This is a genomic window from Clavibacter michiganensis subsp. insidiosus (assembly GCF_002240565.1).
In the GTDB taxonomy this organism is placed as follows: Bacteria; Actinomycetota; Actinomycetes; order Actinomycetales; family Microbacteriaceae; genus Clavibacter; species Clavibacter insidiosus.
The window spans coordinates 717,694-733,786 of the sequence record NZ_MZMO01000001.1 but is presented as its reverse complement, the minus strand read 5'-3'; the positions used below and the strand labels follow the sequence as shown (position 1 = coordinate 733,786).

At 71.9% G+C, this 16,093-nt stretch carries 16 protein-coding genes and 1 tRNA gene; 12 read left to right on the top strand and 5 right to left on the bottom strand.

Translation table 11 applies throughout. The features are described 5' to 3' along the window. Positions 1-44: 44 nt before the first annotated feature. Complete coding sequence (locus B5P21_RS03830) at positions 45-311, bottom strand: hypothetical protein (RefSeq protein WP_045529484.1); 267 nt, start codon at positions 309-311, stop codon at positions 45-47. 53 nt (positions 312-364) lie between these two features. On the opposite strand from B5P21_RS03830, the gene B5P21_RS03825 reads away from it, so the two are divergent. From B5P21_RS03825 to pstB, 8 genes are all read left to right on the top strand, one after another. Then, positions 365-1,057: a response regulator transcription factor gene (locus B5P21_RS03825; RefSeq protein WP_045529486.1), complete on the top strand. Its 693-nt coding sequence runs from the start codon at positions 365-367 to the stop codon at positions 1,055-1,057. Further along, positions 1,026-1,955: a mycothiol synthase gene (gene mshD / locus B5P21_RS03820; protein ID WP_045529488.1), complete on the top strand. Its 930-nt coding sequence runs from the start codon at positions 1,026-1,028 to the stop codon at positions 1,953-1,955. The genes B5P21_RS03825 and mshD overlap by 32 nt, the downstream gene beginning before the upstream one ends. A gap of 93 nt (positions 1,956-2,048) precedes the next feature. Next, on the top strand, positions 2,049-4,232 hold the full coding sequence (locus B5P21_RS03815; protein ID WP_045529490.1) for an RNA degradosome polyphosphate kinase: 2,184 nt from the start codon (positions 2,049-2,051) through the stop codon (positions 4,230-4,232). 32 nt (positions 4,233-4,264) lie between these two features. Beyond that, entirely contained in the window at positions 4,265-5,215 is a 951-nt protein-coding gene (locus B5P21_RS03810) for an NUDIX hydrolase (protein ID WP_045529492.1), read from the top strand. 200 nt (positions 5,216-5,415) lie between these two features. Beyond that, on the top strand, positions 5,416-6,513 hold the full coding sequence (locus B5P21_RS03805) for a phosphate ABC transporter substrate-binding protein PstS (protein WP_045529494.1): 1,098 nt from the start codon (positions 5,416-5,418) through the stop codon (positions 6,511-6,513). 108 nt (positions 6,514-6,621) lie between these two features. After that, positions 6,622-7,623, top strand: coding sequence for a phosphate ABC transporter permease subunit PstC (gene pstC / locus B5P21_RS03800; RefSeq protein WP_172457240.1), 1,002 nt, complete (start codon positions 6,622-6,624; stop codon positions 7,621-7,623). Continuing rightward, complete coding sequence (gene pstA, locus B5P21_RS03795) at positions 7,623-8,723, top strand: phosphate ABC transporter permease PstA (RefSeq protein ID WP_045529496.1); 1,101 nt, start codon at positions 7,623-7,625, stop codon at positions 8,721-8,723. Before pstC ends, pstA begins: the two co-directional genes overlap by 1 nt. Before the next feature lie 43 nt (positions 8,724-8,766). Continuing rightward, complete coding sequence (gene pstB / locus B5P21_RS03790) at positions 8,767-9,546, top strand: phosphate ABC transporter ATP-binding protein PstB (protein ID WP_043673462.1); 780 nt, start codon at positions 8,767-8,769, stop codon at positions 9,544-9,546. Between the two features lie 80 nt (positions 9,547-9,626). Here pstB and B5P21_RS03785 read toward each other — a convergent pair whose 3' ends face one another. The 3 genes from B5P21_RS03785 to B5P21_RS03775 form a co-directional block, all read right to left on the bottom strand. Next, positions 9,627-10,490 (bottom strand): anti-sigma factor, encoded by an 864-nt coding sequence (locus B5P21_RS03785; protein ID WP_094170780.1) that lies wholly within the window; start codon positions 10,488-10,490, stop codon positions 9,627-9,629. After that, on the bottom strand, positions 10,487-11,089 hold the full coding sequence (locus B5P21_RS03780) for a sigma-70 family RNA polymerase sigma factor (protein WP_015491104.1): 603 nt from the start codon (positions 11,087-11,089) through the stop codon (positions 10,487-10,489). The genes B5P21_RS03785 and B5P21_RS03780 overlap by 4 nt, the downstream gene beginning before the upstream one ends. Before the next feature lie 556 nt (positions 11,090-11,645). Next, the gene (locus B5P21_RS03775) at positions 11,646-12,278 is read right to left on the bottom strand and encodes a hypothetical protein (protein ID WP_045529501.1); all 633 of its coding nucleotides are present in this window, start codon (positions 12,276-12,278) and stop codon (positions 11,646-11,648) included. Between the two features lie 102 nt (positions 12,279-12,380). On the opposite strand from B5P21_RS03775, the gene B5P21_RS03770 reads away from it, so the two are divergent. From B5P21_RS03770 to B5P21_RS03760, 3 genes are all read left to right on the top strand, one after another. Continuing rightward, positions 12,381-12,456: transfer RNA gene (locus B5P21_RS03770), tRNA-Lys, on the top strand. A 113-nt stretch (positions 12,457-12,569) separates the two neighbouring features. Next, positions 12,570-13,304: an SGNH/GDSL hydrolase family protein gene (locus B5P21_RS03765; RefSeq protein WP_236688705.1), complete on the top strand. Its 735-nt coding sequence runs from the start codon at positions 12,570-12,572 to the stop codon at positions 13,302-13,304. 77 nt (positions 13,305-13,381) lie between these two features. Beyond that, positions 13,382-14,161 (top strand): SGNH/GDSL hydrolase family protein, encoded by a 780-nt coding sequence (locus tag B5P21_RS03760; RefSeq protein ID WP_052663236.1) that lies wholly within the window; start codon positions 13,382-13,384, stop codon positions 14,159-14,161. Between the two features lie 34 nt (positions 14,162-14,195). On the opposite strand, the gene B5P21_RS03755 is transcribed toward B5P21_RS03760, so the two are convergent. Then, a complete protein-coding gene (locus B5P21_RS03755; protein ID WP_045529504.1) occupies positions 14,196-15,590 on the bottom strand; it encodes a hypothetical protein in 1,395 nt (464 codons plus the stop codon). A gap of 241 nt (positions 15,591-15,831) precedes the next feature. On the opposite strand from B5P21_RS03755, the gene B5P21_RS03750 reads away from it, so the two are divergent. Beyond that, positions 15,832-16,077, top strand: a complete 246-nt coding sequence (locus B5P21_RS03750) for a hypothetical protein (protein WP_236688706.1) — start codon at positions 15,832-15,834, stop codon at positions 16,075-16,077. Positions 16,078-16,093 lie beyond the last annotated feature (16 nt).

The following is a 16,093-nucleotide window of genomic DNA, read 5'->3' as shown; positions in this document are numbered from 1 at the left end:
TGGCCCCAATCTACCCCACGGGCGGCCGGATCCGACCGGCTCGTCTAGGCCGCGACGGGCACGAGGAGCACGACGGCCGTAGCCGCGGCGAGCACGAGCACCGCGCCGACGACGCTGCCCACGGCGCGGTCGACGAAGCCGGTCTTGCGGGGCAGGGACAGCTGGATCACGAACGTGGCGACGACGCACGTGGCGAGCACGAGCGGGAACCACCGCGGGGCCGCGTCGGGGCCGACGGCCACCGCCACCACGACCGCGCCGACGGCGGCGGCCAGCCAGACGGGGACGAGGCTGCGCAGGGGGGAGGTCACCCCGCAATCCTGCCCCACGTATCATGGGGGGAATTCATCCATGGAGGATCCCTGTGGCCCAGCTGTTGATCCTGACCTCGTCCGCGGACACCGATGTGCTCCCGGCGCTCGGGCTCCTCAGCCACCGGACGCGGCACATCCAGGCGGATGCGGCGAGCCTCGTGAACGCCCCCGCCGCCGACCTCGTCCTCGTCGACGCCCGCCGCGACCTCGCCAGCGCCAAGTCCCTCTGCAAGATCCTCACCACCACGGGCGGGGGCACGCCCCTCATCCTCGTGCTCACCGAGGGCGGCCTCACCGCGGTCAGCGCCGACTGGGGCGCGACCGACGTGATCCTCGACTCCGCCGGCCCCGCCGAGGTCGACGCGCGCGTGCGCCTCGTCATCGGCCGCGCGGCGCTCGAGCACACGGGCAGCAAGATCCAGGCCTCCGGCGTGGTCATCGACGAGGCCAGCTACTCCGCCAAGGTGCACGGCAAGCCGCTCGACCTCACCTTCAAGGAGTTCGAGCTGCTGCGCTTCTTCGCGAGCCACCCGTCGCGGGTCTTCACGCGCGAGCAGCTGCTCAGCGAGGTGTGGGGCTACGACTACTTCGGCGGCACGCGCACGGTCGACGTGCACGTGCGGCGCCTGCGGGCGAAGCTCGGCGACCTCGAGTCGCTCATCGGCACCGTGCGCAACGTCGGCTACCGCTTCAACGTGTATGAGGAGGACAATGAGCGCGTTCCCGCCCCCGCCGGCGCCTGAGGCGACGGAGCCCGACGCCCCGCGCGTCGTCCGCGTCGAGCCCGCCCCCGACGCCGTCCGCGGGATCCTCGCGCTCGCCGACCGCGCCCGCGCGGCCGACGGCGTCGCCCCGTTCAACGAGCAGACCCGCCTCACGCTCAGCTCCGACGGCGGACCCGCCCTCCTCGTCGTCGATGGGACGGACGGGAGCCCGATCGGCGCGGCCGTCGTCGCGCGCGGCGACGGCGGGATCGAGGCCGAGCTCGTCGTGGATCCGTCCCGCCGCCGCCACGGCGTCGGCCGCGCGCTCCTCGAGGCCGTGCTCGCGGAGGCCGCGGGATCGCCCGTCTCGGTGTGGGCGCACGGCGACCACCCCGCCGCCCGCGCCCTCGCCGCCGCGACGGGCCTCGACCGGGCCCGCGAGCTCCTGCAGCTGCGCGCGTCGGTCGCCGAGGCGCGCACGGGCCTCGGCGAGCGCCCGATGCCGGCGGGCCTCGCGCTCTCCTCCTTCGCCGCCGAGGACGCCGACGACTGGGTCGCGCTCAACGCGCGGGCCTTCGCGAGCCACCCCGAGCAGGGCCGCATGACGCGCGGCGACCTCGACGACCGCGTCGCGGAGTCCTGGTTCGACCCGGCCCTGCTGCTCCTCGCCCGCGACGCGGACGGCAGGCTGGCCGGCTTCCACTGGCTCAAGGTGGATGGCGGCCAGGCCGAGGTGTACGTGCTCGGCGTGGATCCCGACCGCGCGGCCCGCGGACTCGGATCCGCCCTCCTCGCCGCCGGCCTCGACCTGCTCGCCGAGCGCGGGCACGACGAGGTCGACCTCTACGTCGAGGCCGACAACGCGCCCGCCCTGGCGCTCTACCGACGGGCCGCCTTCCGCGACGCCGCGGTCGACGTCCAGTACCGCCTTGCCTGATCCCCGCGCCTCCCCCAGCGCTCTCCCGATGCGGTTCACCGTGCGTTCACCTGCCGGAGGGCGGAGGGCACACCGCGATGCCATGATGGGCGGATGGACAGCGAGACGTACATCGGCGATGCGAAGGCGGTCGCCGAATCCCTGGACGACTTCGACGAGGAGGACGAGCTCCTCGAGGACGACGGGACCCTCCCCGAGGGGCGCTTCCTCGACCGCGAGCTGAGCTGGCTGGCGTTCAACCGCCGCGTGCTCGAGCTGGCGGAGGACCCCGAGCTGCCGGTCCTCGAGCGGGCCAACTTCCTCGCCATCTTCGCCAGCAACCTCGATGAGTTCTTCATGGTCCGCGTCGCCGGCCTCAAGCGCCGCATCGCGACGGGCCTCGCCGTCCCCACCAACATCGGCCGCACGCCCGCCGAGGTGCTCTCCGCCATCAACGAGACCGCGTACCGCCTGCAGGTCCGCCACGCGGCCGCCTTCAACGACAGCGTGCGCCCGGCGCTCGAGGAGCACGGCATCCGCGTCGTGCGCTGGGACTCGCTCGACGAGGCCCAGCAGGACCGCCTGCACGAGCTCTTCTCCGAGCAGGTGTTCCCGGTGCTCATGCCGCTCGCGGTGGATCCGGCCCACCCCTTCCCCTACATCTCCGGCCTGTCGCTGAACCTCTCGGTGCGCATCCGCAACCCGAAGACGAACCGCCAGGAGTTCGCGCGCATCAAGGTGCCGCAGATGCTGCCGCGCTTCATGCCGCTCACGCCCGACACGCGCTCCGGCCCCATCGACTTCATCGCCCTCGAGGACCTCATCGCGAACCAGCTGCAGACGCTGTTCCCGGGCATGGAGATCGTCGAGCACCACGTGTTCCGCGTCACGCGCAACGAGGACGTGCAGATCGAGGAGGACGAGACCGAGAACCTCATCCAGGCCCTCGAGAAGGAGCTCCTGCGACGCCGGTTCGGCCCGCCCATCCGCCTCGAGATCTCGGACGACATGGACGCGGTCACGCTCGACCTCCTCATGCGCGAGCTCGACATCACCGAGCAGGAGGTGTTCACGCTCCCGTCCCCGCTCGACCTCGGCGGCCTGTTCGACCTCGCGAAGCTCGACCGGCCGGCGCTGCACTACCCGAACAACGTGCCCACCACGGCCGTCGCGCTGAAACCGGCCGAGGACAACTCGCGCGCCGACATCTTCCGCTCCATCGCGCAGCAGGACATCCTGCTGCACCACCCCTACGAGTCGTTCACCACGAGCGTGCAGGCGTTCCTGGAGCAGGCGGCGGCGGATCCCCACGTGCTCGCCATCAAGCAGACCCTCTACCGCACGAGCGGCGACAGCCCCATCGTCGAGGCGCTCATCGACGCGGCCGAGGCGGGCAAGCAGGTGCTCGCGCTGGTGGAGATCAAGGCGCGCTTCGACGAGCAGGCCAACATCACGTGGGCCCGCAAGCTCGAGAAGGCCGGCGTGCACGTCGTCTACGGCGTCGCGGGGCTCAAGACGCACTGCAAGCTCGCGCTCGTGATCCGCCAGGAGAAGGGCGGGGTGCTGCGGCACTACAGCCACATCGGCACAGGCAACTACAACCCCAAGACGAGCCGCATCTACGAGGACCTCGGGCTCCTCACCGCGGACGACGTCGTGGGCAAGGACCTCACGCGCCTGTTCAACGAGCTCTCCGGCTACGGCATCGAGAAGAAGTTCAAGCGCCTGCTCGTCGCGCCGCTGCACCTGCGGAAGGGCCTGCTCAAGCGCATCGCCGTGGAGACGCAGAACGCGCTCGACGGGAAGCCCAGCGGCATCCGCATCAAGGTCAACTCCATCGTCGACGAGAAGATCATCGACGCGCTCTACCGGGCGAGCAACGCGGGCGTGCCCGTGCAGGTCTGGGTGCGCGGCATCTGCTCGCTCACGCCGGGACAGCCGGGGCTCAGCGAGAACATCGAGGTGCGGTCGATCCTCGGGCGCTACCTCGAGCACAGCCGCGTGTTCTCGTTCGTCAACGACGGCGACCAGGCCACCTACATCGGCAGCGCCGACATGATGCACCGCAACCTCGACCGCCGCGTCGAGGCGCTCGTGCGCCTCGTCGACCCCGCGCACCTGCAGGAGATCGAGGACCTCTTCGACCGCGCCATGGCCGACACGACCTCCGCGTGGATCCTCGACTCCGACGGGGAGTGGACGCGCCGCAACAAGGGCGCGGACGGCACGACGCTGGAGGACCTGCAGACCGCGGTGATGGGCATCGTGTCCAAGCGCAAGCGGCGCGTGCTCCGCTGAGCACCGCTGAACCGAGCACGGACCCCGCTAGCGTGGGGGACGTGCCGCCCTCCCCCTCCGTCTTCGCCGCAGGCGCCGTCGTCTGGCGCGTGGTCGACAGACGGATCCGGGTGCTCATCATCCACCGCACCCGACGCCGCGACACGTCCCTGCCGAAGGGCAAGGTCGATCCCGGCGAGACGCTCCCGCAGACCGCCGTCCGCGAGGTGCACGAGGAGACCGGCCTCCGGGTCGCGCTCGGCGTGCCGCTCGGCGCCATCGAGTACGGCATCTCCGGCGGCCGCCGCAAGTCGGTGAGCTACTGGGCCGCCGAGGCCACGGACGCCATGGTCGAGGCAGGACGCTTCGAGCCGGACGACGAGGTGGAGAGCGTCGAGTGGGTCTCCATCCCCAACGCCCGCAAGCGCCTCGACTACCCGGGCGAGGTGCAGATCCTCGACCTCTTCGCCGGGCTCGTGGAGACGGGCTCGCACCGGTCGTTCGCCCTCATCGCGCTGCGCCACGGCCACGCCGTGCAGCCGTACGAGTGGGACGGCGCCGACGCGGGCCGGCCGCTCAGCGCCCGCGGACGCGACGAGGCGCGGTCGATCGTGCCGACGCTGCTCGCGTTCGGGCCACAGGTCGTCACGAGCAGCACCGCCGAGCGCTGCCTGCAGACGGTCGCGCCCCTCGCCGAGACCCTCGGCCGGCGGGTGAAGGAGGACGCGGGGATCAGCCAGGACGCCTACGAGACCGACGGCGGATCCGTGCGCGAGACCGTCGCGAAGCGCGTGCGCAAGGCCCGCAGCGCCGTGCTCTGCAGCCACAGCCCCGTCCTGCCGGAGATCCTGCACGAGATCGCCCTCGCCACGGAGACGCCCCGCGCGAGCCGCATGCCGCGGGCCGGGATGCTGTCGCCCGCCGAGTTCTCGGTGGTGCACCTGTCGGCGTCTGACCCGGAGGCGGGGATCCTCGCGGTGGAGACGTACGGCCCGTCGGCGTGACGACGCCGGGCATCGCGACGCCCCGTTCGCTGCCCGACCGACCACTGTGCGCCCGAGCGCCTGAGCCCGTGCCGATCCACGCGGTCTGTTCACCTCCCGTTCACCGGTTCCGGCCAATCCCGTCAATGGCCCGACATAGCTTCGTCGAGGGGCATGCACCTGCCTCCTCACAGCAAGAAATACCCGGAAGGCTCCATCACGTGAAGATCTCGCGTCTCAGCAGCGCAGCAGCGCTCGCCGCCGTCACCGCACTCGCACTCTCCTCCTGCGCCTCCAACGAGGCGCCCGCCGAGGGCGGCGACGCATCGGCGTCCACCCTGTCCGGCACGCTCAACGGCATCGGCGCCACCTCCCAGGGCGCTGCCCAGGAGGCCTGGAACGCCGCGTTCCAGACCGCCAACCCCGGCGTCACCGTCACCTACGCGGGCGAGGGTTCCGGCGCCGGGCGCGAGGCGTTCATGGCCGGCGGCCAGAACGCGAACTTCGCCGGCTCCGACCGCGCGCTCAAGACCGACGAGCTCACCGGCACGTTCGGCCAGTGCGCCGACGGCGTCAAGCCGATCGACCTCCCCGCCTACATCTCCCCCATCGCGCTGATCTTCCAGGTCGACGGCGTGAAGGAGCTGCACCTCGACGCCGCCACCACCGCGGGCATCTTCAAGGGCACCATCACGAAGTGGAACGACCCAGCCATCGTCGCGCTCAACCCCGACGCGACCATGCCCGACGCCACCATCACCGCCGTGCACCGCTCGGACGACTCGGGCACCACCGAGAACTTCGCGAAGTACCTCAACACCACGGCCAAGACGGTCTGGGACGCGGAGCCCAAGGGCGTCTGGCCCTACCAGGGCGGCGAGGCGGCCCAGGGCACGACCGGCGTCGTCGACGCCGTCAAGGGCGGCAGCAACATCATCGGCTACGCCGACGCGTCCAAGGCCGGCACCCTCGGCGTCGCGAAGATCAAGGTCGGCGACGAGTTCGTCGGCTACTCGCCGGAGGCCGCAGCCGCCGTCGTCGAGGCCTCGCCCGAGGCCGAGGGCCGCGAGGCGAATGACGTCGTCTTCGACATCGACTACTCGACCACCGCGTCGGGTGTCTACCCGATCGTCCTGGTCAGCTACCTCATCACCTGCCAGGAGTACAAGGACCCGGCCGTCGGCGAGCTCGTCAATGCCTACGTCGGCTACGTGACCAGCACCGAGGGCCAGCAGCTCGCCGCCGAGAAGGCCGGCGCCGCGCCGCTGTCCGACACGGTCGCCGCGCAGGTCAAGACCGCGGTCGAGTCGATCAAGTAGCACCCGCCGTCCGCCCCCTGATCCGCGCCCGCGCGGGTCAGGGGGCGCTCCCACGGGCGGCCCCGCCGTCCCCAGCCCCATCATCTCGACCGCAAGGGAACCCGACCCATGACGACCGCCGCCCCGCAGCCTCCCCAGGCTCCCGAGACCGAACCGCCGCGCGACGCGTCCGCTGCCCTCCGCAGCTCCCAGGACGCCAAGCCCAAGGCCCGCGTGGGCGACCGCGTCTTCTCCGGCCTCTCCCGAGGGTCCGGCACGCTGATCCTCGTGATCCTCGCGGCCGTCGCGCTGTTCCTCGTCGTGCAGAGCATCCCCGCGCTCACCGCGCCTCCCGCCGAGGTCTCCGGCGGCGGCGGCTTCTGGGCCTACGTCGGCCCGCTGATGTTCGGCACGGTCTACGCCGCGGCGCTCGCCATGCTCATGGCCGTCCCCGTCGCCATCGGCATCGCGCTCTTCATCTCGCACTACGCGCCCCGCCGCCTCGCGCAGGGCCTCGGGTACATCATCGACCTGCTCGCGGCCGTGCCGTCCGTGGTGTTCGGGCTCTGGGGCATAGCGGTGCTGGCGAAGTTCCTGCAGCCGTTCTACGAGTTCCTCACCGACGCGTTCGGCTGGTTCCCGCTCTTCGCCGGCCCCGTCTCGGGCACCGGCCGCACGATCTTCACGGTCGCCGTCGTGCTCGCCGTCATGATCCTGCCGATCGTCACCGCGCTGTCCCGCGAGGTCTTCCTCCAGACGCCGAAGCTGCACGAGGAGGCGGCGCTGGCCCTCGGTGCGACGCGCTGGGAGATGATCCAGACCGCCGTGCTGCCCTTCGGCCGCCCCGGCATCATCTCGGCCGCCATGCTCGGCCTCGGTCGCGCCCTCGGCGAGACGATGGCGGTCGCGATCGTCCTCTCCCCCGCCGCGGTCGTGAACTTCGCGTGGTTCCAGTCGACGAACTCGAACACCATCGCCGCCAACATCGCGCTGAGCTTCCCCGAGGCGTACGGCCTCAAGATCAACGAGCTCATCGCGTCCGGCCTCATGCTCTTCGTCATCACGCTGGCCGTGAACATGCTGGCCCGCTACATCATCAGCCGCCGCAAGGCCTTCTCCGGAGCGAACTAATGGCGACGACAGCCCCCTCCCGCACGCGGCCCGTCGCGAGCACCCTGCCCAACTCCCTCACCGCCGGGAAGCTGCACCGCTTCACGGCGCCCGCGATCTTCCTGGTGTCCTGGCTCGTCATGGCGGCCATCTTCCTGGTGCTCGAGCTCTCGGGGGCCGCGGACAGCTTCAACATCGTCGGCACGGCGGTGTTCGGCACGATCCTGTTCGGCATCGCGCTCTTCTGCTTCTCGCTCGCCGTGGAGGGCGAGCGGAAGGCGAAGGACCGGGTCATCACGATCCTCGTCACGGTCGCGTTCGTGCTCGCGCTGATCCCGCTCGTGTCGCTCGTGTTCACCGCCGTCACGAACGGCTCCGGGCGCTTCGACCCGCTGTTCTTCAACTCGAGCCTCCGCAACGTGGTGGGCGAGGGCGGCGGCGGCCTGCACGCCATCATCGGCACGCTGATCGTCACGGCCATCGCCGCGGTGATCTCCATCCCCGTCGGCCTCATGGCGGCCATCTACCTCGTCGAGTACGGCCGCGGCCGACTGGCACGCGCCATCACGTTCTTCGTCGACGTCATGACGGGCATCCCGTCCATCGTCGCGGGCCTCTTCGCCTACGCGCTGCTCGTGATCTTCCTCGGCCCGGGCATCCGCCTGGGCTTCGGCGGGGCGCTCGCGCTATCCGTGCTGATGATCCCCGTGGTCGTGCGCAGCGCCGAGGAGATGCTCAAGCTGGTCCCGAACGAGCTCCGCGAGGCGTCGTACGCGCTCGGCGTGCCGAAGTGGCTGACGATCGTGAAGATCGTGCTGCCGACGTCGCTGGCCGGCATCGTCACCGGCGTGATGCTCGCGATCGCCCGCGTCATCGGCGAGACGGCGCCGCTCCTCATCGTCGCCGGGTTCACGCAGAGCATGAACTACAACCCCTTCCAGGACCAGATGATGACCCTGCCGGTGTTCGTCTTCCGGCAGTACGCCGACCAGGGCTCGGACGCGGCGGCCTACGTCGACCGCGCGTGGACCGGCGCGCTCGTGCTGATCCTCATCGTCATGGTGCTGAACATCGTCGCGCGGCTCATCGCCCGCATCTTCGCCCCCAAGCTCGGCCGCTAGCGCCCGCTCCCCCGGCCACGACCCGAACGGTTAGGAACACCCTTTGTCCAAGAGCATCGAAGTCAACGACCTGAACGTCTACTACGGCAAGTTCAAGGCCGTCGAGGACGTCAACCTGCGGATCGAGCCGCGCACCGTCACGGCGTTCATCGGCCCGTCCGGCTGCGGCAAGTCGACCTTCCTCCGCACGCTGAACCGCATGCACGAGGTGATCCCCGGCGCGTACGTCGAGGGCGAGGTGCTGGTCGACGGCAACGACCTCTACGGCCCCGGCGTCGACCCGGTGCTCGTGCGCCGCCAGGTCGGCATGGTCTTCCAGCGGCCGAACCCGTTCCCCACCATGTCGATCCGCGACAACGTGCTGGCGGGCGTGAAGCTCAACAACCGGAAGATCTCCAAGTCGGACGCGGACGCCCTCGTCGAGCAGTCGCTCATGGGCGCCAACCTCTGGAACGAGGTCAAGGACCGCCTCGCGCTGCCGGGATCCGGCCTCTCGGGCGGCCAGCAGCAGCGCCTCTGCATCGCGCGCGCCATCGCGGTGCAGCCCGACGTGGTGCTGATGGACGAGCCGTGCTCCGCGCTCGACCCCATCTCCACGCTCGCCATCGAGGACCTCATCGAGGAGCTCAAGGCGCAGTACACGATCGTGATCGTGACCCACAACATGCAGCAGGCCAGCCGCGTCTCCGACCGCACGGCCTTCTTCAACATCGCCGGCACCGGCAAGCCCGGCAAGCTCATCGAGTACGACGACACCACCACCATGTTCTCGAAGCCCAGCGTGCAGGCGACCGAGGACTACGTCAGCGGCCGCTTCGGCTGATCCGCCCCGCGCACGGGGAAGGCCCCCGCATCCTCAGGGATGCGGGGGCCTTCTGCATGTCGCGGGTCGTGCGGCACCGATCAGGTGCTGGTGACCGCCACGATGGGCTCGGTCGTGGGCTGCTCGGATCCGCCCTCGGGCTCGACCGTGATGGCCACGGTGTCGCCGGGCGTGTAGCTGCCCTGGAGCACGGCGTGACCCGCCCCGTCCGAGGCCGACATGACGCCGGCGGACACGGGGCCGGAGGCGCCGACGTACCACATCTGGAGCACGCGGCCCTCGGGCAGCGGCGACGCGTCGTTCAGCACGACCGCCGTCTTCGCCTCGGAGGCGGAGAAGTAGACCGTCGCCGTGCCGCCGCCGACGACGTCGCGCTTGTCGATGACGACGTCGGATGCCGTGGTGACCTGCTCGTACGCGGACGCGACGGGTGTCTGCGACGTGCCCGGACCGCCCACGTTCGTACCGACGACCACGCCGCCGACGACGAGCACGACGGCAGCCGCGGCGACGCCGATCAGGGCACCCGGCCGGCGGAACCAGCGCTCGGAGGCGCGAGCGGACGCGGATCCGAGGCGCTCGCGCGGCGCGGGGGACGACGGCGCGGAGGCACCGGGGACGGCGTCCGCGGATGCCACGGGCCGCAGCTGCGTGACCGGCGCGGGGCGGCGCCGGTCGTCCGTCACGGCGGACGGTGCGGCGAGCGGCGGCAGCTGCGGGGTGGCGTCGAGCATGGCCATGAGGTCGATCTTGAGGCGCGGCGACGGATCCACCGGCTCGGTCGTCCAGGCGAGGTCGGCCGCGGTGGCCCGCAGCTCCTCCACCTCGGCGCGGAGGGCGGGATCGCGCTCGAGGAGCGCCTCGATCTCCGCCGCCTCCTCGGCGTCGACGGCGCCGAGCGCGTACGCCGCGGTGAGCATGCGGATGTCGTCGTCGGTGGTCATGATGCGACCCCCATCTCGTCGCGCAGACGGATCATGCCGTCGCGCAGACGTGTCTTCACGGTGCCGATGGGCACGTCGAGCATCGACGCGACCTCGCTGTGGCTGTAGCCGCCGTAGTAGGCGAGCGAGACGGCCTGGCGCTGGATCTCGGTGAGCTTCGTCATGGCCTTCGTGACCCTCTCGTGCTCGATGCTGATCTCGACGGTCTCGGACACCTGGTCGTAGCCGTGCTCGTGGTCGCGGATGCCGATGCGGACGTCGCGATCGCGGCTGGACTGGGAAGCGCGCACGCGGTCGACCGCGCGGCGGTGGGCCATGGTGAGCACCCACGTCGTCGCTGCGCCCTTGGCCGGGTCGAAGCGGGAAGCGGACTGCCAGATCTCCAGGAAGATCTCCTGCGTGACCTCCTCCGACTGCGCGTGGTCGACGAGCAGACGGCGGACGAGCCCAAGGACGCGGGGCGCGAGCTGGTCGTAGAGCTCCGAGAAGGCCCGCTTGTCGCCCTGGGCGACGCGGCCGAGGAGGGCCTCCTTCGACTCGGGGTCCGCCGGCCCGGGGAGGTCGGGACGCTCGATCGATGAAGGCACGAGACCCAGCATCCCAGACCCGCGTGCGAACCGCATGCAGGCAGGGCGGGGCCCGACGAGCTGGGGCGGTGCTGCGGGGAGGTCATGTGGTGCTTCCGGGTCGTGGTGCGGCGGGATGGGGAGCCGGCCCGCGGGTGTGCGGTGCCCCGCATCAGCCGGGATCCCGTCATGCGGGACATCTGGGATGGCCGGGTGGCCTGCCACGCGGGCAGGACCCGACCGATGCGGGTCGCACCCTCGCGGGTGACGGATGCGAGGCGGGTGAGCGCCTCACGATGACTCTTCGGCGCGACGCGCGTCACGGATTGGTCACAGGCCACGGGGAATCGCCGATGCGGAGACGGGGAGCTCGGCCGCTCGCACGGGGGCCGTCCCGCCGAGGAGGAGGGGAAGGGAGATGAGGAGCCGGGCCGCAGGACGCCTCTCGGCGCGAGGCCGCTCGGAGCGGCGAATATTGGTACCCGGGAGTACTGCGGCCCGACCAGGGTCCACTGTAACCGAGTCGGAGCGGGCTGTCGTCCCGGAGGTCGCGCTCACAGCGAACGGGCGTATCCCCGCGCGGGACGGATCAGTCGAGGCGGTCGCCCCGCCAGAGCCGGCCGCACTGCACGAGGTCGGCGGCCATCTGGGAGAGGCGGAGGGCACGCGTGGTGAGGTCGCCCGCGCGCTCCGGCGACGCCGTCGCGTCGAGGTCGTCCGCGACGCTCGTGGCGCCGAGGGCGGCCAGCCGGCTGAACGCGCCCGCGCGGTCGAGGGCCACCGCGAAGTCGCCCGTGAAGAGGCCGCGGAGGATGCTGTCGGCGAGCTCGACGATCTCCGCCGGCCCCGTGGGCGCGGTGGCGCCGGCGACCACCGGGTCGATGGTCGTGGTCACCTCGGTGCCGCGCTGGTAGAGCAGGCTGACGCCGTCGGGATCCTGCCGGATGAGCGCGCGCATGAGGTACAGCCGCCAGAGCGCGCCCGGCAGGCTGCGCGGACTGGCGCGCGACCACAGCTCGGCGACCGCGTCGATGCCGTGCTCGTCGGTGTAGGCGATGAGGCGCTTGACGACCGCCGGGTCGGGATCCGCCCGTACGCGCGCCAGCAGGGCCGACGCGGTCTCATGGGCCACGCGGCTGATCGTGGCGGGGTCGTCGCCGCCGAGCATGCTCTCGAACTTGGCCCCGGAGAACTTGGTGGGCTTGTGGTAGTCGCCGGACATCCCGGCAAGCGTACGCCGGACGCGCACGGCCGGCCGGGCCCCCGTCGGTCGCCGCCGTCCGCTCGGAGAGGGCCACCGCCCATCCCGTAGCATCGGGGATGCGGGCCTCTAGCTCAGTTGGTAGAGCAAGGGACTTTTAATCCCTGGGTCGTCGGTTCGAGCCCGACGGGGCCCACCATGAACGGCGGCAGGTGCCGTAGCCGACCGCGGGACGCGGGACCAGTGGTGATACCAGTGGTCCCATGCGTCGTGGATACGAATCGTTAGGGCCCTCTCGACTACCGTCGATCCGTGAAGAAGAGGCGACACCGCTGGTCGAGCGGTACATGGGCGCTGGCAGGGGTCGGGGTGACGGCGGCGGCGACGCTCGCGCTGTCCTCCTTCGCCCTCGACGAGGCGCGAACGGAGCGGCCCGGCAACGCAGGCCAGGTCGCCGCCGTACCGGAGGCGTCCGCGGCGGCGGTCGCCGACGCGGACGACGGACCGCTGCTCATGTCTGTCCTGAGCGACTCCCACGCGTACAACACGGGCTCCTGGTGGCGGCAGACGGTGGCGACCGGCACCTTCCCCGGAATCTACCTCGGCACGACGGCCTCGCAGCCCGGAGCGGCGTCGACGTCGCTGGTGCCCCTGCTCGACCAGGCGACGGCCACCGGAGGCGCCGTGGTGGTGCAGGTCGGGACGAACGACCTCCTCTCCGGCCGGACTCCCGCGCAGGCGGTCGACGGAATCGCCGCCCTGTGGGAGGGCGTCCGCGATCGCGGCGCGGAGCCCGTGGCGGCGCTCGTCCCGCCCTCCGACGAGGTGCCGGAGGAGGTGCTCGCGCTGAACGAGGCCATCCGCGACGCCGCCACAGCCGAGGACGTCCCGCTGCTCGACGTCTACTCGACGGTCGCGGACGCGGACGGATCATGGGCGGACGGCCTCACGGTCGATCGGCGCCACGCGAACGACGCCGGGTCCGACCTCATGGCCCAGGCGGCGCGCGAGCAGCTGCCCGCCGTCATCGCCGCGCTCGGCGACTGATCCGCTCGCGCGGGCGGAGCCCGAACGGGGGGCCCACGACACCCCCATGGCGCGGATCACGCGCCTAGGGTTCACGGGTGGGGAAATACGGGTATCGGGCGGGCGCACGGGCGCGGGCCGCGCGGCGGATCACCGGCTGGACGGCCGCCGCCGCCGTCGCGGCGTGCTCGGTCGGCCTGGTGGTCGCCGCGGTCGGCAGCGGCGGCGCGCCCGTGGAGAACGCGGGCGCCGTCGCGGAGTCGGGCTTCGTCTCCGGGCCCGGCACCACGATCGCGCCGGTGGCGCCCTTGGCGCTCCCCGAGGATCCGGCCGTCCTGATGTTCGGCGACTCGTTCATCCTCGGTCACGGCATCGAGACGTCGGGGCGGCCCGCCTACCCCGCGCTCCTCGCGGAGCGCGAGGGCTGGAGCGACGTGCGCCTGAACGCGGCGGCCGGCACCGGCTTCGCGGCCACGTCCGACCAGCCGGCGTACCCCGATCGCCTGGCCGCCATGGGCGACGACTTCACGCCCGACCTCGTGATCCTGCAGGGCAGCGTCAACGACATCAAGCCCGGCGAGGTCGCGGTGCGCAGCGGCGTGACGCGGACCCTCGCCGACATCGCCGAGCGCTGGCCCGACGCGCAGACCGTGATCATCACGCCGATGACGGGCGTGCAGAGCTACGAGAAGCTCGCGGCCGCCTACACGGGGCCCGCGCTCGGCAAGGCCCACGTCATCGACGCGACCGGGCCGGAGAGCTGGCTGCCCGTGGACCGTCCGGACCTCCGCACGGAAGACGCGTGGCATCCCAGCGCCACCGGGCACGAGGCGGTCGCCGCCGGGATCCAGGCCGCGCTCACGGCGCTCGCCGGCTGAGCGCGCCCCGACCGACGAGCGGGCGACGGACCGGTCAGGCCGCGGGCGTCGTGCCCGCCGGGGTCGGCGTCGTCGCCGGGTCGGTGAGCGCGCGGCCGAAGCCGTCGACGCTGCGGACGCCGCGATCCGTGATGACCGAGGCGAAGGGCGTGTCGGGGTTGTTCGGCAGGGACGGGCGCTCGACGCGGGTGTCGCGCGCGAACGCGCCCACCACGACCACGCGCTGGGACGGGTACTTGCTCGGGGTCATGAACATGGTGCCGCGGCCGACGAACGTGTCCTGGGCGAGCCGCCCGCCCTGGTCGACGAGGCCGACCCCGATGCCGTGGGCGCCGCCGTCGCCGCCCGTCACGATGTTGTAGCCGACGACGGTGGCGCCGACGCCCGCCCCGATCTCCAGCTGGTAGCCGCCGGCGCCCGAGTTACCCTCGAGGCGCATGCCGTTGATGCCGAGCTCGGAGACCATGGACGACGCGTTGCTCGTGGGGATGGCGAGGAAGCCGCGCGCCGCCTTGTTGCCGGCGCCGCAGCCGATGACGCGCGTGTTCTCGAAGCGCGCGTTGGTGGGGGCGATGCGGATCCCGCCCGCCGTGCAGTTCACGATCTCGGTGTCGCGCATCACGATGTCGATGGCGTTGACGCCGTCGCAGTCGACGCCCCAGGTGCCCGCCGTGATCACGCGCAGGCCCTCGATGACGTTCGCGTAGGAGTACTCGTCGCTCGCCGCGGTGAAGGCCGCGCGCGCGAAGAAGACCCCGGCGCCGCCGGTGGCGTTCAGCTCGATGTCGGTGATCCGGCAGTGCAGCAGCGAGCGCAGGTACAGCCCGTGGCGGCCCGTGCGCGTGCCGGTGATGCTGAAGCCGGTGAGCGAGACCGTCGCCTTGTTGTTCGCGGCGGGCCCGGCGTCGGCTCCGATCTTGCCCTGCACCTTGAAGACGTCCCCCGTCGATCCCGCGATCTGCCGGATGGTCGTGACGCGCCGCCCGTACCCCTCGATCGAGATGGCCGGGTACCCGTAGGGCGCTCCCGAGAGCAGCTGCTTGGGCCACGCGGCGCTCGAGTAGTCGATGCCGGTGGACGTGACGCGGATCTCGCACGGCGGCAGTATCCCCCGGCCGCCGGTCTTCTGCAGCGCCGCGAAGAACGCGGTCATCGCCTTCGTGTGGTCCGCGGCCGACGGCACGAAGCCGAACTGCTCCGGGTAGTAGACGCGCGTCTGGTCGCCGACGACGGCGGCGGCCGAGGCGGACGGCGCCGCGGCGGGCGCGGCGACGGAAGCGGCACCCGCGGTCGCGCCGACGGCGGCGAGGAAGACGGAGCGGCGGCCGAGGAGCGGCGGTCGCTCGGCGGGCGCCGGGGCGTCCTGGGCGAGTGCCGCTTCGGGCAGGTCGGAGCTGGGCGCATGCGCGTCCGCGCGTGACTGGGGCAAGAGGGGAGCCTTCCGGGTGGGCCGTGCTGACGGGCGCAGTCGGGTCGCGCCGGTCCGCTCCCCCGAGCACCGGACGCCCCACGCTGGATACGGCAAGGGTGCGTCCTGCTGCCGCCCGGAGCGTATCCCCAGTTCGGGGCGGCGCGACCGGGGGTGTGCACGGCGCCGGATCCGCATGACCAGCGGGATCCCGCCGCCTGCCCGCGACGGCCACCGCGGAGGCGATGCGATGCTGGATCGCATGAGCATGCAGGCCGACGAACTCGTGATCGCGATGCTGACCGCCGAGGAGACGAGCGAGCGCTACGACCTGCTGAAGTCCGCACTCGAGGAGCACGACGACCGGGGCGTGCAGTACCTGTCGGGCGTCGTCGGACGGCTGCTCGCCTACATCGACGGGCTCCGCGAGCCGGAGGAGAACCGGATCGCGCTGGAGCGGTACACGCAGCGGGTCGCGCTGCAGTGGGCGCAGGAGGACGGCTCGTGAGAGGCCGCACATGAAG